Annotated in this window: 22 protein-coding genes; 4 read left to right on the top strand and 18 right to left on the bottom strand. The window is 72.8% G+C overall.

Going from position 1 to position 20,182, the window contains the following annotated elements; translation table 11 throughout:
* Positions 1 to 220: 220 nt before the first annotated feature.
* From rpsO to rimP, 12 genes are all read right to left on the bottom strand, one after another.
* Positions 221 to 490, bottom strand: a complete 270-nt coding sequence (gene rpsO / locus ACFQGU_RS08635; RefSeq protein ID WP_386765697.1) for a 30S ribosomal protein S15 — start codon at positions 488 to 490, stop codon at positions 221 to 223.
* 169 nt (positions 491 to 659) lie between these two features.
* On the bottom strand, positions 660 to 1,868 hold the full coding sequence (locus tag ACFQGU_RS08630) for a hypothetical protein (protein WP_386765695.1): 1,209 nt from the start codon (positions 1,866 to 1,868) through the stop codon (positions 660 to 662).
* Complete coding sequence (locus tag ACFQGU_RS08625) at positions 1,861 to 2,814, bottom strand: bifunctional riboflavin kinase/FAD synthetase (protein WP_386765693.1); 954 nt, start codon at positions 2,812 to 2,814, stop codon at positions 1,861 to 1,863. Before ACFQGU_RS08625 ends, ACFQGU_RS08630 begins: the two co-directional genes overlap by 8 nt.
* 113 nt (positions 2,815 to 2,927) lie before the next feature.
* On the bottom strand, positions 2,928 to 3,404 hold the full coding sequence (locus tag ACFQGU_RS08620) for a cupin domain-containing protein (RefSeq protein ID WP_386765691.1): 477 nt from the start codon (positions 3,402 to 3,404) through the stop codon (positions 2,928 to 2,930).
* 71 nt (positions 3,405 to 3,475) lie between these two features.
* A complete protein-coding gene (truB, locus tag ACFQGU_RS08615) occupies positions 3,476 to 4,375 on the bottom strand; it encodes a tRNA pseudouridine(55) synthase TruB (RefSeq protein ID WP_386765689.1) in 900 nt (299 codons plus the stop codon).
* A 1-nt stretch (position 4,376) separates the two neighbouring features.
* Positions 4,377 to 5,390 (bottom strand): DHH family phosphoesterase, encoded by a 1,014-nt coding sequence (locus tag ACFQGU_RS08610; RefSeq protein WP_386765687.1) that lies wholly within the window; start codon positions 5,388 to 5,390, stop codon positions 4,377 to 4,379.
* Positions 5,387 to 5,977, bottom strand: a complete 591-nt coding sequence (gene rbfA, locus ACFQGU_RS08605; RefSeq protein WP_386765685.1) for a 30S ribosome-binding factor RbfA — start codon at positions 5,975 to 5,977, stop codon at positions 5,387 to 5,389. Before rbfA ends, ACFQGU_RS08610 begins: the two co-directional genes overlap by 4 nt.
* Before the next feature lie 63 nt (positions 5,978 to 6,040).
* Positions 6,041 to 6,334 (bottom strand): DUF503 domain-containing protein, encoded by a 294-nt coding sequence (locus ACFQGU_RS08600; protein ID WP_386765683.1) that lies wholly within the window; start codon positions 6,332 to 6,334, stop codon positions 6,041 to 6,043.
* Between the two features lie 28 nt (positions 6,335 to 6,362).
* Positions 6,363 to 9,158: a translation initiation factor IF-2 gene (infB, locus tag ACFQGU_RS08595; protein WP_386765681.1), complete on the bottom strand. Its 2,796-nt coding sequence runs from the start codon at positions 9,156 to 9,158 to the stop codon at positions 6,363 to 6,365.
* A gap of 78 nt (positions 9,159 to 9,236) precedes the next feature.
* Positions 9,237 to 9,539, bottom strand: coding sequence for a YlxR family protein (locus ACFQGU_RS08590; protein ID WP_386765679.1), 303 nt, complete (start codon positions 9,537 to 9,539; stop codon positions 9,237 to 9,239).
* Between the two features lie 119 nt (positions 9,540 to 9,658).
* Entirely contained in the window at positions 9,659 to 10,657 is a 999-nt protein-coding gene (nusA, locus tag ACFQGU_RS08585) for a transcription termination factor NusA (protein ID WP_386765677.1), read from the bottom strand.
* Between the two features lies 1 nt (position 10,658).
* Complete coding sequence (gene rimP, locus ACFQGU_RS08580) at positions 10,659 to 11,282, bottom strand: ribosome maturation factor RimP (protein ID WP_386765675.1); 624 nt, start codon at positions 11,280 to 11,282, stop codon at positions 10,659 to 10,661.
* Positions 11,283 to 11,467: 185 nt separating this feature from the next.
* Here rimP and ACFQGU_RS08575 point away from each other — a divergent pair, with 185 nt between their 5' ends.
* Genes ACFQGU_RS08575 through ACFQGU_RS08565 form a run of 3 tightly spaced genes read left to right on the top strand, consistent with a single transcriptional unit; the run spans position 11,468 to position 13,070 of the window.
* Positions 11,468 to 12,034: a hypothetical protein gene (locus tag ACFQGU_RS08575; protein ID WP_386765674.1), complete on the top strand. Its 567-nt coding sequence runs from the start codon at positions 11,468 to 11,470 to the stop codon at positions 12,032 to 12,034.
* On the top strand, positions 12,031 to 12,459 hold the full coding sequence (locus tag ACFQGU_RS08570) for a ferritin-like domain-containing protein (protein ID WP_386765672.1): 429 nt from the start codon (positions 12,031 to 12,033) through the stop codon (positions 12,457 to 12,459). Before ACFQGU_RS08575 ends, ACFQGU_RS08570 begins: the two co-directional genes overlap by 4 nt.
* A complete protein-coding gene (locus tag ACFQGU_RS08565) occupies positions 12,456 to 13,070 on the top strand; it encodes a YkgJ family cysteine cluster protein (RefSeq protein WP_386765670.1) in 615 nt (204 codons plus the stop codon). Before ACFQGU_RS08570 ends, ACFQGU_RS08565 begins: the two co-directional genes overlap by 4 nt.
* A gap of 48 nt (positions 13,071 to 13,118) precedes the next feature.
* On the opposite strand, the gene ACFQGU_RS08560 is transcribed toward ACFQGU_RS08565, so the two are convergent.
* Genes ACFQGU_RS08560 through ACFQGU_RS08540 form a run of 5 tightly spaced genes read right to left on the bottom strand, consistent with a single transcriptional unit; the run spans position 13,119 to position 18,648 of the window.
* Entirely contained in the window at positions 13,119 to 13,919 is an 801-nt protein-coding gene (locus tag ACFQGU_RS08560) for a TSUP family transporter (protein ID WP_386765668.1), read from the bottom strand.
* 8 nt (positions 13,920 to 13,927) lie between these two features.
* Positions 13,928 to 14,674: an HAD family hydrolase gene (locus ACFQGU_RS08555; RefSeq protein ID WP_386765666.1), complete on the bottom strand. Its 747-nt coding sequence runs from the start codon at positions 14,672 to 14,674 to the stop codon at positions 13,928 to 13,930.
* Complete coding sequence (locus tag ACFQGU_RS08550; RefSeq protein WP_386765664.1) at positions 14,671 to 16,434, bottom strand: proline--tRNA ligase; 1,764 nt, start codon at positions 16,432 to 16,434, stop codon at positions 14,671 to 14,673. Before ACFQGU_RS08550 ends, ACFQGU_RS08555 begins: the two co-directional genes overlap by 4 nt.
* 56 nt (positions 16,435 to 16,490) lie before the next feature.
* Positions 16,491 to 17,741 carry an MFS transporter gene (locus ACFQGU_RS08545; protein WP_386765662.1) on the bottom strand — a complete coding sequence of 417 codons (1,251 nt, stop codon included), beginning with the start codon at positions 17,739 to 17,741 and terminating at the stop codon, positions 16,491 to 16,493.
* Between the two features lie 46 nt (positions 17,742 to 17,787).
* Complete coding sequence (locus ACFQGU_RS08540; RefSeq protein WP_386765660.1) at positions 17,788 to 18,648, bottom strand: GNAT family N-acetyltransferase; 861 nt, start codon at positions 18,646 to 18,648, stop codon at positions 17,788 to 17,790.
* Between the two features lie 175 nt (positions 18,649 to 18,823).
* On the opposite strand from ACFQGU_RS08540, the gene ACFQGU_RS08535 reads away from it, so the two are divergent.
* Entirely contained in the window at positions 18,824 to 19,786 is a 963-nt protein-coding gene (locus ACFQGU_RS08535; protein ID WP_386765658.1) for a DUF559 domain-containing protein, read from the top strand.
* A gap of 86 nt (positions 19,787 to 19,872) precedes the next feature.
* On the opposite strand, the gene ACFQGU_RS08530 is transcribed toward ACFQGU_RS08535, so the two are convergent.
* Positions 19,873 to 20,091, bottom strand: coding sequence for a hypothetical protein (locus ACFQGU_RS08530; protein WP_386765656.1), 219 nt, complete (start codon positions 20,089 to 20,091; stop codon positions 19,873 to 19,875).
* Positions 20,092 to 20,182: the final 91 nt, after the last annotated feature.

The raw sequence follows: 20,182 nt of genomic DNA, 5'->3' as shown, positions 1-20,182 counted from the left end.
CGCTCCTGCGCGGGGGGCGACGTGCCCGGATGCCACTACCGAGGACCGACGACTGTGGGCTTCTCCGGGGCGGTCGCCCCACGATCTTCCCTGGTGTCGCGCGCTGGTCTTCAGCGGCGCGTGTTCAGTTGTGGGTCGTGCGTGCACTCACGGTTCTACCGGAGTGCGGGTGAGCCGAAGGGCAGCGACTCGCGGGTGGAGTCGCTGCCCTTCGTGGGTGCTAGCGGCGGATGCCGAGGCGCTCGATGATCGCGCGGTAGCGGTTGATGTCCTTCTTGGTGAGGTACTGGAGAAGGCGACGACGCTGACCCACGAGCAGCAGCAGACCGCGGCGGCTGTGGTGGTCGTGCTTGTGCATCTTCAGGTGCTCGGTGAGGTCGTTGATGCGACGCGTGAGCAGCGCGATCTGGACCTCGGGGGAGCCGGTGTCACCAGGAGTGGTTGCGTACTCGGCGATGATGGCGTTCTTGGTCGCGGTGTCGAGCGACATGCAGATTTCCTCGTGGGCGCGTCACGGTCCGCGCGGGCGCGCAGACACTGGAGAGTCGCGATCCGCAGGGCGCCCACCCCGCGGTCGTCAGAGGTCAGGCTACCAGCGCCGGGCTGAGGGCCCAAAACGGCCCTGGACGGCGAAACCGCAGGTCAGGGCCGGTGCCACCTCAGTCGTCGAGCTCGTCGTGGTGGCCCACGGGGTGCGTGTGCCGCTCGACCGGGACGTCGACAGGCAGTCCCTCGCGACGGCGGAGGGCGACGTAGGCCCGGCGGACCGCCACCGCCCGCTCCACGGTCGAGCTGATCCGGGCCACGAAGTTCTCCCGGTAGACGCCGTCGTTGGCGGCGTAGACCGTGGCGTAGAAGGCGGCGAAGCCCCCCAGGAACGTCGCGACGCGCAGCAGCTGGCGGGTGACGCCGTGACCGTCCCACAGCGGCACGAGATTCTCGATCGGGGCCAGGGACCCGAGCCACGCCTCCTGCACGGGGATGCTGATCGCGACCGAGCCGAAGAGCACGAAGAACGCCCAGACCACGATGCCGACGAGGGCCACCTGGACGGCTTGGGCCGTGACCATCACGGCGACGAGGTTGGCCCGCTGGCTCCGCCGGATGGCCACCGGCACCTCGAGGTCGTCCAGCCCGGGGGCCACGTCGGCGATCGGCGTGCCCTGGGTGAGCACGAGCACCTCGTCGCGGTCGGTGCTCACCTCGATGCCGCCGAACTCCTCGCGGCTGCGGCCGACGATGAACAGCACCCCGACGGCGGCGAAGACGGCGAGGCTCCCCCACAGCACCGCCGCGTTCATCGTGCCCGCGACCTGCCACACCTCGGTGTTGATGAACAGGAACGTGATGAACAGCAGCATCAGCGGGAGCACGCGGGTGATGAGCCGCGTCACGCTCGAGAGCCGGCGGAAGGTCCAGCGCAGCGCCCACGACACCTGTGCGACGAGGGCGTACCGCGTCACGACGTACACGAGGCCGAGGAGGAGGACGCCGCCGACGAGGCTGCTGAGGAACAGCGCGAGGTCGCGCTCGGCGAGGAGGGTGAGCAGGGAGGGGACGAGGACGAACGCGCCGACCCAGCCCAGGCCCAGGTGCTGGGGCAGCGCGAGCGCCGGGCGGCCCGCCCGCCGGTTGAGCAGGACGTAGCCGCCCAGCGCGACAGCCACCCCGCCGGCCAGGGCCAGGCCCCCGCCGAGGGTGCGGGCGCCTCCGATGGTCGTGACGACGCTGAGCACGAACAGCGCCACCAGCGCCGGGACCGCGCGCGTCCAGACGTCGCGGCCGGCGGAGTACTCCTCGACGAACAGCGGGAGGCCCTGCCGGATGAACCACCTCTCGGTGGCACGGACCTCGGGGCTCTCAGCCACCGTTGCCGTCGCCCAGCACGAGGCGCGTGGCGTCGACGTCCGCGGCCATCTGGGCCATGAGGGGCTCGATGCCGTCGAACTTCACCTGGCCGCGGATGCGCTCGACGAAGTCGAGGGCCACGTGCCGGCCGTAGACGTCGAAGTCGTCGACGTCGAGCACGTACGCCTCCACCCGCCGCTCGACGCCGTCGAAGGTCGGATTGGTGCCGACGCTGACCGCCGCGGGGTAGCGCGGGGCGTCGCCGTACGGGTCGAGCACCAGCCAGGCCGCGTAGACGCCGTCCGCGGGGACGGCCGCGTGCGGGGTGGTCGCGACGTTGGCCGTGGGATAGCCGAGCTCGCGCCCGCGCTTGTCGCCGTGCACCACGGCGCCCTCGAGCCGGTGCGGGCGGCCCAGGGAGTACGCCGCCGACGCGACGTCGCCCGCGCGGATGAGGCCGCGGATGTACGTCGAGGACCAGACACCGCCCTCGCCGGAGACCAGGGGCTCCGCATCGACGACGAAGCCGCGGTCGACGCCGAGCTCGGACAGCGTCTCGGTGTCGCCCGAGGCGCGACGTCCGAAGCGGAAGTTCTCCCCCACCGTGACCGCGCTGGCGTGGAAGCGCTCGACCAAGACGTGGTCGACGAACTCCTCCGGCGTCATCGACGCGAGGTCGCGGGTGAACGGCACCACGCACACGGCGTCGGCACCGATCAGGCCGAGCAGCTCGCAGCGCTGCTCGATGGTGGAGAGCAGGCCCGGGTGCGTGCCGGGGCGCAGCACCTCGTCGGGGTGCGGATCGAAGGTGATGACGACCACCGGCGCACCGAGGGCGCGGCCGTGCGCGACGGCCTTGCCGACCACGACGCGGTGGCCGTAGTGCACGCCGTCGAACACCCCTATGGCGACGACCGAGGGCGGCTGGTCGGCCGGGACCTCGTCGAGCGAGCGCCAGATCTGCACGGGGCTACCTTGCCAGCACGGCCGCACGCCTCATGAACCGGAGCCGCGGCGCGACCGACACCGGGCGCGACCGACGGCTGGACCGCTCGGCGTCGGATGACCGGCGGCACCTCTCACGCGTAGCCCTCGGGTACGGGCCCGAGCACATGCATGCCGTACCGCAGCGCCATCGCGCCCAGCCCGTCGTCGTCGAGCACGATGCCTCCGGCAACGGCGCCCGCGAGTTCGTCGAAGTACCCGACCATCGCCGACGGGCTGTAGATGTTCAGCTTGCGGCTCGGCACGGGCCCCACGCGGAAGCCGTGCACCATGCCCGCGGGCACGTAGACGAACGAGCCTGCAGGGCACGTGTGCTCCTCGTCCTCGATGAGGACGTGGTACTCCCCCTCGAGCACGTAGAAGGCCTCGCCGGCGTCCTCGTGAACGTGCATCGGCGGACCGAAGCCCGCGGGCTCGGTCGCCTCCAGGAGGCTGAATGCGCCGCCCGTGAGCTCGGCGTCCGCCTTCACCGTCATGCCGAACGCGCCCATGTCGATGCGGCGGCCGGCGCCGGGCAGGTGGACGACCGCGCTCGCGCCCTCTCGGTCCATGGTGACCTCCTCGCTGGTGAGCCCAGGATCAGCCTGGCGAGGCCAGCGCGGGGCCAGAACGGCCGGATCGCTCAGCTGAAGACGACGAGCGGCTTGAGCAGCCCGTCGACGGGCTCGGCGACCGACAGCACGGCGCCGTCCGGGCCGAAGACGCCGACCGGGCCCGCGAGGCCGTCGGCACAGGCGATGCGCCCGCCGTGCAGCACCGTCGCAGCGGTTGCCTCGTCGACGTCGGCGCGCGGGAACGACGCACCGACCGCGTCGCCGAGCGGCACGAGGTCGAACGACTCCTCGAGCTGCTCGAGCGTGCGGGCGGCGTCGAGGCCGAACGGACCGACGCGCGTGCGCCGCAGCATCGTGAGGTGGCCGCCGACGCCCAGCGATGCGCCGAGGTCGCGTGCGAGCGCGCGGACGTAGGTGCCGCTCGTGCAGACCACCGTGACGTCGAGGTCCACCACGCCGTCGCCGCGGCGCGTCTCCAGGACGACGAAGCGGGACACCGTCACCGGGCGGGCCGCCAGCTCGACGTCCTCGCCCGAGCGCACCCGCGCATAGCTGCGCACTCCGTCGACCTTGATCGCGCTGACCGCGGACGGCCGCTGCTCGATCGGCCCCGTGAGGGCGGCGACACCTGCGGCGATCGCGTCGTCGCGGATGGCTGAGGCGTCGGTGCGGGCGGTCTCCTCGCCCTCGGCGTCGTCGGTGACGGTCGAGACACCGAGGCGGATCGTGGCGTCGTACGCCTTGTCGGTGAGCGCGAGGTGCCCGAGAAGCCTCGTGGCGCGCTCGATCCCGAGGATCAGCACGCCCGTGGCCATGGGGTCGAGGGTGCCCGCGTGGCCGACCTTGCGGGTGCCGGCGAGGCGGCGGACCCGGGCGACGACGTCGTGGCTGGTCATCCCGGCGGGCTTGTCCACCACGACGATGCCGTCCGGAGCCGTGCGCGTGCGCGGTGTGTCGCCACGCCCCATCTCACAGCTCCTGGCGGGCGACCGCGTCGAGAGCTGCGCGGACGTCGTCGAGCACCTGCTGGTGGTCGGCGCCGCCCGTGAAGCCCGCCGCGAACCGGTGGCCGCCGCCGCCGAGCCCGAGCGCCACCTGCGAGACGTCGACCTTGCCCTTGCTGCGCATCGACGCGCGCCACGCGCCGGTGTCGTCCTGCTTGAGGACGAGGGCGACCTCGGCCTCGGTCGCGATCCGCAGGACGTCGATCACGCGCTCGACGGCGTCGAGGGGCAGCCCGTGCTCGTCGCGCACGGCCTTGCTCACGCAGGTGTGCACGAGGCCGAGGCCGCCGATGGCGCCGGGCTCGAGGGTCGCGCGGTCCAGCGCGCCGCCGAGCACCTTGAGCACGCCGAACGGCTCGTCGTCGTAGATGTGGCGGGCCACGACGTCGTGCGGCAGACCGGTCTCGAGCAGCCGCGCCGCGGTGCGGTGGGTGTCGGCGGTGGTGGCGGAGTACTTGAACGACCCGGTGTCGGTGACGATGCCGGAGTAGACGTCGGTGGCGATGTCGATGCCGACCTCGACGCCGAGCCGGTCGACCATCTCGAGCGCGAGCACCGCGGTGGCGGGCGCCTTCACGTCCACGAGGTGGATGCCGCCGAAACCGGTGTACGACGCGTGGTGGTCGACCACCACGAGGGTCTCGGCCGCCTCGGCCGCCGCCTGCAGCACGCCGAGGCGCTCGATCGAGGAGACGTCGAACGACGCCACGACCGGCCGCTCCCCCACCTCGGCGGGCGCTCTGAGCAGGTGCTGGCCGGGCAGGGTGCGCAGGACGCGCGGCACCACGAACGGGTCGTCGCCGAACGACACGACGACGTCGACGCCGCGCGAGTCGAGGGCGAGGCCGGCCGCGAGCGCCGATCCGAGCGCGTCCGCGTCGGGCGAGACGTGCGCGAGCAGCAGGACGGGGCCGCCCGAGGTGAGCGCGTCGATCGCGCGCTGCCAGTCGGTCTCCGTCGGTGCCGCGCTCCAGCTCACGCCTGGCGCTCCTCGTCCTCGATGAGCTCCTCGAGGTCGTCGAGGTCGTCCTCGAGCCCGTCGAGGTCGTCGAGGTCGTCCTCGAGCTCGTCACCGGCCTCGTCGTCCTCGTCGTCGTCCTCGTCGACCTCTGCGTCCTCTGCGTCCCCTGCGTCGTCGTCCTCGAGGTCGCGCGGCTTCTTGTAGGGGTCGGCCTCGCCCGCGTACTGCGCGGCGGCGGCCTTCTCGTGCACCTCGGCGTCGGCTGCGGCCGCGACGGCGAGGAGGTCCTCGATCGCGGCGGCGTTCTCGGGCACGGCGTCGGCGACGAAGGTGAGCGTGGGGGTGAACCGCACGCCGGTCTGCTTGCCGATCTCGCTGCGCAGCACGCCCTTGGCGCTCTCGAGCGCGGCGGCGGTGCCGGCCTTCTCCTCGTCGGACCCGTAGACGGTGTAGTAGACCGTCGCGTCATGGAGGTCGCCGGTGACCCGCGAGTCGGTGATGGTGAGGAAGCCGACGCGCGGGTCCTTGATGCGCTGCTCGAGCGTCTCCGCGACGATCACCTTGATGCGGTCGGCGAGCTTGCGGGCGCGGGCGGGGTCGGCCATGGGTGGATCCTCTCGTGCGGTCCGTGGGACCTGAGCCTGGTGCGGGTGGTGCCGGTCGTGCGGTCAGTCGTCCGAGCCGCGCAGCGCCCGTCGGGCGGAGAGCAGCTCGAGCTCGGGGTGCCCCGCGACGAGCCTCTCGGCGTCGTCGAGCACCTCGGTGCAGTGCGCGGGGTCGGCCGCGACGACAGCGACCCCGATGACCGCACGGCGGTGCAGGTCCTGGTGACCCACCTCCGCCGCGCTGACGTCGAGCCGTCGCCTCAGCTCGGCCACGACCGGACGGACGAGGCTCCGCTTCTGCTTGAGGGACCTGACGTCCCCCAGGAGGACGTCGAGCTCGAGGGAACCCACGAACACGACGTCCTCCCAGAGATGACGGTCAGCGTCAGACGCGCGGCTTCTCGCGCATCTCGAAGGTCTCGATCACGTCGTCGACCTTGACGTCGTTGAACGAGCCGAGGCCGATACCGCACTCGAAGCCCTCGCGGACCTCGGTGGCATCGTCCTTGAACCGCTTCAGCGACTCGATGGTGAGGTTGTCCGCCACGACCGCACCGTCGCGCAGGAGGCGCGCCTTGGCGTTGCGGCGGATGAGGCCCGTGCGCACGAGCGAGCCGGCGATGTTGCCGAACTTGCTCGAGCGGTAGACCTCGCGGATCTCGGCGGTGCCGAGAGCCACCTCCTCGTAGACCGGCTTGAGCAGACCCTTGAGGGCCGCCTCGACGTCGTCGATCGCCTGGTAGATGACCGAGTAGTAGCGGACGTCGACGCGCTCGCGGTCGATGATCTCCTGCACCCGCTCGGCCGGCCGGACGTTGAAGCCGATGATGACGGCGTCGGACGCGACGGCCAGGTTGACGTCGTTCTGCGTGATCGCACCGACACCGCGGTCGATGACGCGCAGGCTGACCTCTTCGCTGATGTCGAGCGCGACGAGCGCGCTCTCGAGCGCCTCGACCGAGCCGGACACGTCGCCCTTGAGGATGAGCTTGAGCTCCTCGACCTCGCCGCGCTCGAGGGACTTGAGGAAGTCCTCGAGGGTACGGCGGCCGCGCGCCTGCGCCAGCGCCGCGTTGCGCTCGCGCGCCGCACGGGTCTGGGCGATCTGACGGGCGGTGCGGTCGTCCTCGACCACGAGCATGTTGTCGCCGGCGCCGGGCACGGCCGTGAGGCCGAGCACCTGCACCGGACGCGCGGGCAGCGCCTCCTCGAGCGTGTTGCCGTGCTCGTCGAGCATGGCGCGCACGCGGCCGTAGGCGTCGCCGACCACGATCGAGTCGCCCGGGCGCAGCGTGCCGCGCTGGACGAGCACCGTCGCGACCGGGCCACGGCCACGGTCGAGGTGGGCCTCGATCGACACGCCCTGCGCGTCCTGGTGCGGGTTGGCCCGCAGGTCCAGGGCGGCGTCGGCCGTGAGCAGGAGGGCCTCGAGCAGCTCGTCGATGCCGATCCCGCCCTTGGCGGAGACGTCGACGAACATCGTGTCGCCGCCGTACTCCTCGGGGACGAGGCCGTACTCGGTGAGCTGGCCGCGCACCTTGGCCGGGTCCGCGCCCTCCTTGTCGATCTTGTTGACCGCGACCACGATCGGCACGTCGGCGGCCTTGGCGTGGTTGAGCGCCTCGATCGTCTGCGGCTTCACGCCGTCGTCGGCCGCCACCACGAGGATGGCGATGTCGGTGACCTGGGCACCACGAGCACGCATGGCGGTGAACGCCTCGTGACCCGGGGTGTCGATGAAGGTGATGGCGCGGGGCGCGTCGCTGTCGGCACGGGCCACGACCTGGTAGGCGCCGATGTGCTGGGTGATGCCACCGGCCTCCTTGCCCATCACGTTCGTGTTGCGGATCGCGTCGAGCAGGCGGGTCTTTCCGTGGTCGACGTGACCCATGACCGTGACGACCGGCGGACGCGCGACGAGGTCGGACTCGTCACCCTCGTCCTCACCGAACTCGAGGTCGTAGCGCTCGAGCAGCTCGCGGTCCTCGTCCTCCGGGCTGATCACCTGGACGTCGAAGTTCAGCTCGGTGCCGAGCAGCATCAGCGTGTCGTCGGACAGCGACTGGGTCGCGGTCACCATCTCGCCGAGCTTGAACATCACGGTGACGAGCACGCCCGCGGGCACGCCCACCTTCTCGCTGAAGTCCGTCAGGGACGAGCCGCGCGCCAGACGGATGGTCTGGCCCTGGCCCATGGGACGGATCTCGCCGCCCATGGACGGAGCCGACATGTTGTCGAACTCCTGGCGCTTCGCACGCTTGGACTTGCGACCGCGCGCCGGCTTGCCGCCGGGACGGCCGAACGCACCCGCGGTGGTGCCACGACCACCGGCACCGGGCCGACCGCCGAAGCCGCCGCCGCCGGGAGCACCGCCGGGACGACCGGCGAATCCGCCGCCGCCACCGCCGGGAGCACCGCCGGGACGTGCGCCGAAGCCGCCGCCACCGGGACGGCCTGCGCCGCCACCGGGACGGCCTGCGCCGCCGGGGGCCGGACGACCGGCACCGGGACCGCCGGGGCCGGCCGGACGGCCGGGACCTGCGGGACGTCCCGGGCGCTGGCCCGGCATCATGCCCGGGTTGGGACGCGGGGCACCGGGGACGCCGCCGGGACGCGGGACGGGGCGCGGTGCGCCCTCGACGCCGCCGGTGCGGTCGGTGAAGGGGTTGTTGCCCGGACGCGCCGGACGCGGGGCGCCGGGCGCGGCACCGGGCGCCGCGGGGGCGGCCGGACGCGGCGGCGCCTCGGCGCTGCGGTCCATGAACGGGTTGTTGCCGGGACGCGGCGCCTTGGGGGCGGCCGGCGCGGGTGCCGCCGACGCGGCCGGGGCCGAGACCTCGGGCGCTGCCGGGGCGGCGGGGGCCGCCGGACCGGGCACGGGCGCAGCCGGAGCAGCCGGGGCGGCGGGCGCCTCGGGTGCGGCAGCAGCGGGAGCCGCCGGGGCCTCGGGCGCCGCGGGGGCAGCCGGTGCCGCGGGGGCGGGCTTGGGTTTGGCGGGTGCCTTGCTGGGGGCGGCCGCCGGGGCGGCGGGGAACGCCTCCCGAAGACGCCGGACCACCGGCGCCTCGATGGTGGAGCTCGCCGATCGGACGAACTCACCCATCTCCTGGAGCTTGGCCACGACGGCCTTGCTCTCGACTCCGAGCTCCTTGGCGAGCTCGTAGACCCGGACCTTCGACACAGTTCTCCTGCTCTTTGGTCCGGGACGGGTTCGTACCGGACCACTCAGACGTGCACGGACACGCTCATCGCTGGGCGTTCATCGGGTGCTCATGTCCTGTTCTGCTCCCGATCGTGGGTGGACGGTGGTCAGTTCTGATGGTGCTGGTCGTGCTGCTCGCCGTTCGATCTCGTCCCGCACCGCGCGGGTGTCGAGCGGGCCGGGGACCCGGAGGGCCCGCGGCAGCGCCCGCCGTCGCTCGGCGAGGTCGAGACATACCGGGTCGGGATGCAGCCAGGCACCTCGTCCGGCGGCGCGCGCCCGGGGGTCGGGGACGAGGAGTCCGTCGACCACGACCACGCGCACCAGGTCGGATCGGCCGCCCTGCTCCCTGCACCCCACGCACGTACGCACCGGGGTGCGACGCCCGCGGGAGGGCGCGCCTGCACCGCGCGGGGCGGCGTCAGGGGGAACCGGGCTACCGGTCGTGGGGAAGTCTACCCCTCCGGCGCCCCCGCCGATCACGCCTCGCGTCCGGTGTCGTCCGGCCCCGTCGTCGCGGTGTCGGGCCGGATGTCGATCCGCCAGCCGGTGAGGCGGGCGGCGAGCCGGGCGTTCTGGCCCTCGCGGCCGATCGCGAGGCTCAGCTGGTAGTCCGGCACGACGACGCGGGCGGAGCGGGCGGCGAGGTCGACGACGGTCACCGAGGTGACCCGCGCCGGTGACAGAGCGTTGCCGACCATCTCGGCCGGGTCGTCCGACCAGTCGACGATGTCGATCTTCTCGCCGTGCAGCTCGGCCATGACCGCGCGCACCCGGGCACCCATCGGGCCGATGCACGCGCCCTTGGCGTTGAGCCCGGGCACGTTCGAGTAGACGGCCATCTTCGTGCGGTGGCCGGCCTCGCGGGCGATCGCCGCGATCTGCACCGAGCCGTCGGCGATCTCGGGCACCTCGAGGGCGAACAGCGCCTTCACGAGGTTGGGGTGCGTGCGCGAGACGGTGACGCGCGGACCCTTGGGCGTCTTGGACACCTGCACCACGTGGCACTTGAGGCGCGTTCCGTGGACGTACTTCTCGCCCGGCACCTGCTCCTGCGGCGGAAGGACGGCCTCGATCTTGCCGAGGTCGACGAACACGAGCCGCGGGTCGCTGCCCTGCTGCACGATGCCCGACACGAGGTCCCCCTCGGTGCCGGCGAACTCCCCGAAGGTGACGTCGTCCTCGGCCTCGCGCAGGCGCTGCAGGATCACCTGGCGGGCGGTCGTGGCGGCGACACGGCCGAAGCCGTCCGGCGTGTCGTCGTACTCGCGACCCGGGACGCCGTCGACGTCGTCCTCGCGGGCCCACACGATGACGTGACCCGTCTTGCGGTCGACCTCGACCCGTGCGCGCTGCGCCGAGCCCTCGGTCTTGTGGTACGCGAGGAGCATCGCCTGCTCGAGCGTCTCGACGATGAGGTCGTACGACAGCTCCTTCTCACGGACGAGCGCCTTCAGTGCGCTGACGTCGATGTCCACGTCAGTCCTCCTCGTCCTGGTCGTCGAGCTCGTCTGCGTCGTCGTCGCCGTCGGCGTCGTCGGTCGTGTCGTCGGGCTCGGGCTCGCCCTTGCGGCTGAACTCGACCTGCACGACCGCCTTGGTGATGTCGGCGAGCGCCACGGTCCGGCGGCTGGTGCGGCCCTTCACGTCGATCTCGAGCTCGACCTCGGTGTCGGACACCGAGGTGATGCGGCCCGTGACCTGCTCGTGCTGGGTGGTGGTGACGGCGACGAGGCGGCCGATGCTGCGGCGCCAGTGGCGCGGCAGGGTGAGGGGCCGCTCGACGCCCGGCGAGGACACCTCGAGGGTGTAGGGCTCGTCGCCGAACGGGTCGTCGGTGTCGAGGGCCTCGGAGACGGCGGTGGAGGCCGCTGCCACCTGGTCGAGGCTCACGCCGGTCTCGGAGTCGACCAGCACACGGACGACGATGCGACGGCCGACCGTGCGGATCTCGACGTCCTCGAGATCGACGCCGGTCGCCTGCACGGCGGGCTCGAGGAGTGCGACCACCTGCTGGACCTGGGCATCGCGGCGGGCAGGGTCCGGGCGGCGGGATCCGCCCTGGGGACGGCCCTTCGCGGGACGAGGCGGCTGTGCAGCCACGGTGGCCTCCTGGCGCCCGACGGTCGCGGCGAGCGCGGTCGGGCTGTGCTGTTGTCGGGTCCTGTTGTGCGTGCTGGTTGTACGTGCAGGTGGTGCGGACGACCAGGGTACCCGCGCCGACGCGCGCCCCGAACCGGACGCATCCCGCTCCAGGTCTGCGCGCAGGTCGTGAGAGAGTCGCGGACGTGCCGAACCCGACCCGCCGCGACGCGCTGCGCTGGTCCGCCGCCGCCGCGGGGGCCGCGCTTCTCGCGCCCGCGCTCACGGCCTGCACGACCGATCCGGGCCAGCCCGCCCCGACCGACCCAGGTGGCCCCGAGGACCCGGACCGCAGACTGCGCGCGGAGATCGGCCGCTCGGAGTCGGGCCTCGTCGACCTCTACGCGGCGGCCGCGGCCGCCCTCGGCGCCTCCGACGGCGCAGCCGTCGCCCTGGTCGGCGAGCGGCACAAGGCGTACCGCCAGGCGATCGACCCCGACGACCTGGCCTCGCTGCCGCCGAGCGCGCTCGCCACGGCCGAGGGCTCGGCGTCGACGTCGCCCCCGCCCACAGCGTCGCCGTCGAGCACCCCCACCCTGCCCAGCAGCAGGGCCGGGATCGTCGCGACCCTGCTCGACGCCGAGCAGGCCGCGGCGGCGAGCCGCGCGACACAGTGCGTGAGCGCCGTCGACCCCGAGCTCGCCCGGGTGGTGGCGCTCGCGGGCGCCGGGTGCGCCGGCGCCGCCGCGATGCTGGAGGCGATGGCATCGTGACCGCGTCCCCCTCCAACGAGGCAGAGATCGAGCGCCTCGACGACGTGCTCGACGGCACCGACTCCGCCGTCTACGCCTACGGCCTCGTGGCCGCCCGGCTCGACGCCGACGGCGCTGCCGAGGCGCTCGACGACATGGCGCGGCACCGCGCGCACCGCGACAGGCTCCGTGCGCGCATCACGCTGCTCGGCGGCACACCGCGCGCCGCGGCCCCGGCGTACACCCCGCCTTTTGAGGTCGACGATGCCCTGAGCGCCCGCAGGCTCGCCGCTCTCGTCGAGGACCGGCTGGCCGGCCAGTGGGCCGGGCTCGCCGCCGCGGCCGACACCCAGCGCCGGCTCGATGCGGCGCTGGTGGCGCAGGAGTGCGCCGTGCGCTGCGTGGACTGGTCGGGGAAGGCGCCGGTCTGGAACGGCGCGACATGACCGACGGTGCCGTCGCCGCGGGCTCCTTCACCGTGTGGCTCGGCACGATCGGCCCTGCGCTCCGGGGCGAGGGCGAGTCGGACGTGCCGTGCGGCACCTGCACCGGCTGCTGCACGTCGTCCCAGTTCGTGCTCGTGACGCCCTCCGACACCGCTGCGCGCTCGGTCATCCCGGCCGAGCTGCTGTTCCCCGCGCCGTTCCTCCCGGGCTCGCACCTGCTGCCGTACGACGAGCGCGGACGCTGCCCGATGCTGGGCGAGCGCGGCTGCACGATCTACGCCGAGCGGCCGATGACGTGCCGCACGTACGACTGCCGGGTCTTCCCCGCCGCGGGTGTGCCTGCCGACAAGCCGGCGGTGGCCGAGCGCGCCGGACGGTGGGAGTTCGACCATCCGTCCGCCGCCGACGTGGCGGCGCACGACGCCGTGCGCGCCGCGGGGCGCTGGCTGGCCGCGCACGCCGGGCTGCTGCCCGAGGACGTGCGGCCGCCGCACCCGACGGCCCTCGCTGTGCTCGCCGTGCAGGTGCACGAGGTCTTCCTCGCTGCCGCACCGCCGGCGGACGCCGACGTGGTCGCCGCAGCGGTCGCCGCCCGCGCCTCACGCACGTAGGTGCCACAAACCGGCTGCGGTTTCTGGAGCTTCGGTGCGTGAGGCGGGCTACTCGCCGCGCAGGACGTCGCTGCCGAGCTTCACGAGGAGTACGCCGACGACCACGAGGAACACGATCCGCACGAAGCCCGATCCGCGCTTCACCGCGGTCCGCGCGCCGACCACTCCCCCGACGAGGTTGGCCGCGCCCATCGCGAGGCCCAGCGCCCAGAGCACGTGCCCGCCGAGGCCGAACACGATGAGCGCGGCGAGGTTGGTCGAGACGTTGACGACCTTGGCGATGGCCGAGGCGTTGAGGAACGAGTAGCCGAGCAGCGAGACCAGCGCGAACACCAGGAACGTGCCGGTGCCGGGGCCGAACACGCCGTCGTACAGGCCGATGCCGGCGCCGAGCGCGAGCGCCGCGATGCCGTGCCGCGCATGCGACTCGGTGCCGTGCCAGCGCAGATCCTGCGTGTCCCCCAGGTTCGGGCGGAGCAACGTCCACAGCCCGACGACGACGAGCAGCACCAGCGCGAGCGGGCGGAACAGCGAGCCGGGCACCCGCGTGGCGAGCGCCGCGCCGCAGGCCGACCCGACGAAGGCCGCTGCCGCCATGCGCACGGCCGTGCCGACATCGGTGACGGCGGCCCGGCGGTAGGTGAGCGCGGCCGCGGAGGTGCCGATGATCGACGACGCCTTGTTGGTGCCGAGCACCGTGGCGGGCTCGGCACCGGGGAGCGCCACGAGCAGCGCGGGCAGCTGCACGAGACCGCCGCCGCCGGACACCGCGTCGACCCAGCCCGCGAGCATGGCCGCGCCCAGCAGCGCCACCAGCACGAGCGGCGTGACGCCGAGGACGGTGTCCATCGAGGCGGTCAGGCGCCGGTGGCGCGCACGGCCTCGGCGTTCCAGGCGCGGACGACGTCGAGCACGTCGCCGATGCTCTGCACCACGGCGTCGGGCGTGACGTCGACCGGCACCTGCTGGTGGTCGGGGATGTCCGAGTGCGGAACGAGGATCGCGCGCATGCCGACCTGCTGCGCGCCGTGGACGTCGTCCCACGGGCGGTCGCCGACGAACACGACCCGGCTCGCGTCAGCGACACCGACGGCCGCCAGCGCGAGGGCGAACGCGTCGGCATGCGGCTTCCCGACCGGGGTCTCGCTCGTGTAGACCGCGCCGTCGATCAGGGGCAGGACGCCGTCGCGCGTGAACACCTGCTCGTGGAAGGACCTGGGCCACATGGTGTTCGACAGCACGCCGACCTTCAGACCGTCGGCGCGCAGCCCCTCGAGCAGCGGCACCACCTCGGGGCTCGTGTGGGTGTGCGGGTCCCACGCGTCGAGGTAGGCGTCGAGCGCGTCGCGGTGCTGCCAGGTCGAGGTGTCGATGCCGGCCCGCTCGAACACGCCCGCGAGGTGCCCCGTGCCCTCCGCGCCGAAGGACGCGCGCTGGCGCTGCCAGAACGACTCCTCGGCGTCGAACAGCCGACGCGCGAGCTCAGCACCGTGCACGGGGTCGTAGACCTGGGCGTACGCATACCACTGGGCGACCAGGTCGATCTCGTGCCAGGGCGTGAGGGTGCCGCCCCAGTCGAAGACGACGGCCTCGACCGTGGTCATGCGCGGCAGGCCGCGACGATCGCGTCGAGCGCACCGTCGGCGGCGAGCTCGGCACGCTGGCCGGACTTGCGGTCCTTGAGCTCGACGACACCGTCCACGAGGCCCTTGCCGACCACGACGATGGTCGGGACGCCGACGAGCTCGGAGTCCTTGAACTTCACCCCGGGCGAGGCCTGCTTGCGGTCGTCGAGGATCACGCGCAGCCCCTGGGCCACGAGGCCCGCGGCGAGGGTCTCGGCATACTCGTAGACGGCCTGGTCCTTGCCGGTGGCCACCAGGTGGACGTCGGCGGGCGCGACCTCGCGCGGCCAGCACAGGCCGAGCTCGTCGAAGCTCTGCTCGGCGATCGCGGCGACCGCGCGCGAGACACCGATGCCGTACGAGCCCATCGTGACGACCTGCTGCTTGCCGTTCTCGTCGAGCACCTTGAGGTCGAGCGCCTCGGCGTACTTGCGACCGAGCTGGAAGATGTGGCCGATCTCGATGCCGCGGGCCAGCTCGAGCGCCGACGCGCACCGCGGGCAGACGTCGCCGGGCAGCACCTCGGCGGCCTCGATCGTGCCGTCGGGCGTGAAGTCGCGACCGGCGACCAGGTCGAACACGTGCTTGCCGTGCACGTTGGCGCCGGTGATCCACCGGGTGCCCTCGACCACGCGCGGGTCGACGACGTAGCGGATGCCGCTCGCGGACTCCTCGCCGAGCACCTCGGGGCCGAGGTAGCCCTTCACGATGAGCGGGTGCTTCTTCAGCTCGACGTCGTCCATCGGCGTGGGCTCGCCGGGCTGCAGCACGGCCTCGAGGCGCTTCATGTCGACCTCGCGGTCGCCGGGCAGGCCGACGACGAGGGGGTACGACGTGCCGTCGGGCAGCGCCACCAGGAACGCGACGTTCTTCAGCGTGTCGGCCGCCGTCCAGGCGCGGTCGGGGCGTGCGTGGTCGGCGTTCGCGGCCGCCACGAGCGTGTCGATCGTGGGGGTGTCGGGCGTGTCCTCCACGTGGGCCGCGGGCGCATCGGCGTACGGGACCGCGTCGGGCACGGGCGTGACGACGGCCTCGACGTTGGCCGCGTAGTCGCACGACGTGCAGCGCACATAGGTGTCCTCGCCGCTCTCGCAGGGCGCGAGGAACTCCTCCGACGCCGAGCCGCCCATCGCACCGGACTGCGCCGACACGATCACGTAGTCGAGGCCGAGCCGCTCGAACGTCGACTGGTAGGCAGCGCGGTGCTTGTCGTACGACACCTGCAGGCCGGCGTCGTCGACGTCGAAGGAGTAGGAGTCCTTCATCACGAACTCGCGGCCGCGCAGGATGCCGGCGCGGGGACGCGCCTCGTCGCGGTACTTCGTCTGGATCTGGTAGATCGACAGCGGCAGGTCCTTGTACGACGAGTACTCGCCCTTCACGAGGAGCGTGAACATCTCCTCGTGCGTGGGGCCGAGCAGGAAGTCGTTGCCGCGGCGGTCCTGCAGACGGAACAGGCCGGCGCCGTACTCGGTCCAGCGGTTCGTGGCCTCGTAGGGCTCACGGGGCAGCAGCGCCGGGAAGTGCACCTCCTGGAAGCCCGCCGCATCCATCTCGGCGCGGATGATGCGCTCGACGTTGCGGTAGACCGTGTAGCCGAGCGGCAGCCAGGTGAAGATGCCCGGCGCGACACGGCGCACGTAGCCGGCACGCACGAGGAGCTTGTGGCTCGGCACCTCGGCGTCCGCGGGGTCCTCGCGCAGGGTGCGCAGGAACAGCGACGACATGCGGAGCAGCACAGGGGTCTCCAGGTGACAGGACGGGCGGGCGAGCGGACCCCGAGGATATCGGCCGCTCAGGCGGTGTCGCGTACGAGATCTCGCCGGGCGGGGATCCGGGCGAGCGAGGAGGTCCATCCGAGCGCGACGCCGACGATGACGACGATGCTCCCGGACGCCATCCCGAGCGCCGGGCCGTAGGCGTGCGCGACGATGCCGCCGACGAGGGCGCCCGCCGGGGCGCCCAGGCCCCAGCTGAGCATCCGGCCGGTGGTGTTGACCCGGCTCTGCATGTCCTCGGGCGTCTCCTCCTGGCGGAAGGTGATGTTGTTGACGACGCTGATGAGGTTCGCGACTCCGAACAGGAAGACGAGCACGAAGGTCACGCGGTAGTCCCTCGGCCACGGGATGAGCACGATCAGCACCGCCATGAACGACGTGCTCACGAGGCTCACCCGGGCAGCGGTGAAGGGCCGCAGCCACCGGCTCGCGAGCGTGCCCACGAGTCCGCCGAGGCTGAAGACGGCGAACACCGCCCCGAGCCGTACGTCGCCCTGCCGGATGCCGAGCACCTGGTCGGCGAACGGCACCAGCTGACCCATGACCGCGCCCATGCTGAACGACACGGTCGTGCCGATGAACGTCATCGTGCGCAGCGTGGTGTGGCCCCACAGCCAGCGCAGGCCGGTGAGCACGTCCTCGCGCAGCCGGCCCGCGTCGGGGTCGCGCTCGCCCGACAGGTTGCGCACGATCCCGCGGACGAGGAAAGCGCTCGCGAGGAACGTGAACGCGTTGACCCAGTAGAGGGTCGACGGCGCCAGCCAGGCGACGACCAGTCCGACCAGGCCGGGGAGCACGACGTCGAACACCTGGGTCGCGCCCCAGACGGCGTTGTTCGCCTCGCGGATGCGGTCCCTGCCCACGAGGGTGGGCACCGCGCCGAAGTTGGCGGCGTCCCAGAAGACGAAGACCGTCATCGTGACGAGGCCGACGACGATGACGTGCGCCGCGGTCAGCCGCCCGAGGGCGGCCGCGATCGGCACGGTCGCGAGGACGACCGCGTTGATGAGGTCGGAGCCGACCATGACCCGGCGGCGGTCGACGCGGTCGGCCAGGGCGCCGGCGAACAGGCCGAACAGGAGGTACGGCAGCCCCTCCGTCGCCGCGGTGACGCCGGTGAGCAGCGCGGAACCGGTGAGCGCGTACACCAGGATGGGCGCGGCGACGTACGTGATCGTGCCGCCGGCGTACGAGATGACGCGGCTGACCCAGTAGAGCCGGAAGTCCCGGTCCGCCCACAGGGAGTCGGAGGCGGGACGGTGCAGCATCCGACCATCCTCCCCCATGCCCGGCGGTGATCCCGCCGCGCGGAGGTCAGAACAGGACGGTCGAGAAGGTGGCCGTCTGGTGGAAGCCGACGCGCTCGTAGACGTGCCGCGCGACGACGTTGAAGTCGTTGACGTAGAGGCTCACCGTGGGCGTGATCTCGCGAGCCAGCGACACCACCTGGCCCATCGCGGCCAGCCCGAGCCCGCGGCCGCGCAGCTCGGGCGCGGTCCACACGCCCTGCACCTGGCAGACGCCGTCGCCGACCGCCCCGACCTCGGCCTTGGTGATGACGCGGCCGTCCTCGATCCGCGCGAAGGCGCGGCCCGAGCGGACGAGCTCGGCGATACGGGCGCGGTAGGGGTCGGCCCCGCCGCCGGCGAGGGGCGAGACGCCGACCTCCTCGGTGAACATCGCCACGCACGCGGGCATGAGGATGTCGATCTCGTCCTCGCGCACGCGGCGCACGAGCGGGTCGGCAGGCACGCGGACGGGTGCGTCGCGCTCGATCACCATGACCGGCTGGGACGCTCGGATGTCGCGGGCCGGGCCCCAGGAGTCGGCGAGCATCGACCAGAGGACGGCGACGTCGTCGTACGGGCCGACGATCGAGGAGCAGCGGCGTCCGATCCGGCGGCACCGGTCGGCGAAGGCGCGGCGGGCCTCGGGAGTGGTCTCCACCGGGACGAGGTTGGCGCCGAGGTACAGCAGCGAGGTGAGCTCGCCGTCCTCGGTCCAGCCCCAGAGCTCGCCGCCCATGCGCCACGTGTCGAGGCCGCTGGTGAGCACGCGCGAGGCGACGAAGCAGTGCGAGACCGGGTCGCGGGCGAGCAGGGCGCGGACCTCGGCGAGGTCGCGCGGCCCGAGCACGCGGAGCACGCCCGCGGTCGCCGTCGTCACGCCGCACATCCTGCCGGACCCGCGCCGTCTCGGGCTCTTGCCCCCGATTTCGTCGTGTCTCGGCGCGTTGTGTTGTGAAGTCACGACCCAACCGGGGGCAGATTCACGCCCCCCAGTGATCCGGTGGCCGGTGCCCTGTGGACGGCGGCAGCGGGGGTACGACGGACCCACCCACCATGACGCCGTGCCGCCCATCCATCGCACCCAGGAGACCGCCGCCGCGGTCCTGTCCCTGCTCGGTGAGGGCCCGCACCCCGTGGCCGCCGTCCTCGCCTCCGGACTTACGCGCGGCCAGGTCCGCGCCGCGGTCGAGGCCGGCACCCTCGTGCGCTTCCGGCACGGCGTGGTCGGCGTACCGATCGACAGGGGCCTCGGGAGCGGTGGAGATCCTCTCGCCGAGCGCGAACTCCACGTCGCCCTCGCGGTGCGGATTCTCGCGGCCATGGACGCCGAAGCCTGGGTGTCGCGCGAGTCCGCCGGGCTGCTGCTGCATCAGCCGACGATGAGGCCGGGTCCGCGGGTGCCGGAGGAGGTGCAGATCACCAGTGCGCGGCACGGCCGGATCATGCGTGGAGCGCATCTGTGGATCGCCGACGTCGCCGAGGAGGACCGACATGCGGCGTACGGACTCCCGGTGACGTCGGTCGCGAGGACCGCGATCGACCTGGCTCGGTTCCGGCCCCTCCCCGAGGCGTTGGTCGTGCTCGACGCGGCACTCCGGAGCGTGCCGCGGCGCGACCTGTACGGGGCCCTCGACCGGACACGGTTCGTCTACGGCCGGGCGGGGTTGCGGCGCGCGATCGAGGCGGCCGACCGCCTTGCCGAGACACCGCTCGAGTCGGCGTCGAGGGGGCTGTTCATCGAGGCCGATCTGCCCCGTCCCGAGCTGCAGGCGTGGGTGGTCGACGACGACGGCCGACGCTACCCCCTGGACTTCCTGTGGCGCACGCTGCGCGTCATCGGCGAGGCAGACGGATGGGGCAAACTGCGCGACCGCGAGTCGCTCCGCGCGGAGAAGGTGCGCGAGGACTCGCTCCGACGCATGGGCTACCGCTTCGTGCGCTGGACCTCCGACGAGACGTGGGGCGCGCCACAACGCGTCGTGGCACGCGTGACCGAGGCGCTCAGGGACGCGAGAACCCGATGAATCTGGCCCCGGATTGGTCGCTACTTCACGACCAATCGCGGCGAGAGGCAACCAGATCGGGGGCGAATCGCCGGAGGGCGGACGGGTCAGAGGATGTCGTCCTCGGTGAACTCGACGTGGAAGTCGGCGAGGTCGGGGGTGAGCGGCGACAGCAGCACGTCGACGACGGCATCGCCGAGGTGGTGCGCAGCATCGGTCATCCCGTGCGCGGCGACGGCAACCTGGTGGGTCACGGCCCCTGCCTGGTGGACGACCTCGTGCGCGGCGTGCTCGACGGCGGGCGGAAGGTGCAGGGTGCTGGTCATGGCGACCTCCTTGATCGATCCCTATGTTACCCGCTAGTAATATCTCGCGCGCGGCGACCGGGCAGGGCGATCGACGGCTGTGACGAAGGGC

The organism is Longivirga aurantiaca (genome assembly GCF_042660085.1).
Taxonomy (GTDB): domain Bacteria; phylum Actinomycetota; class Actinomycetes; order S36-B12; family CAIYMF01; genus Longivirga; species Longivirga aurantiaca.
The sequence above is the reverse complement of the archived record's forward strand: the minus strand, read 5'-3'. Positions and strand labels throughout refer to the sequence as shown.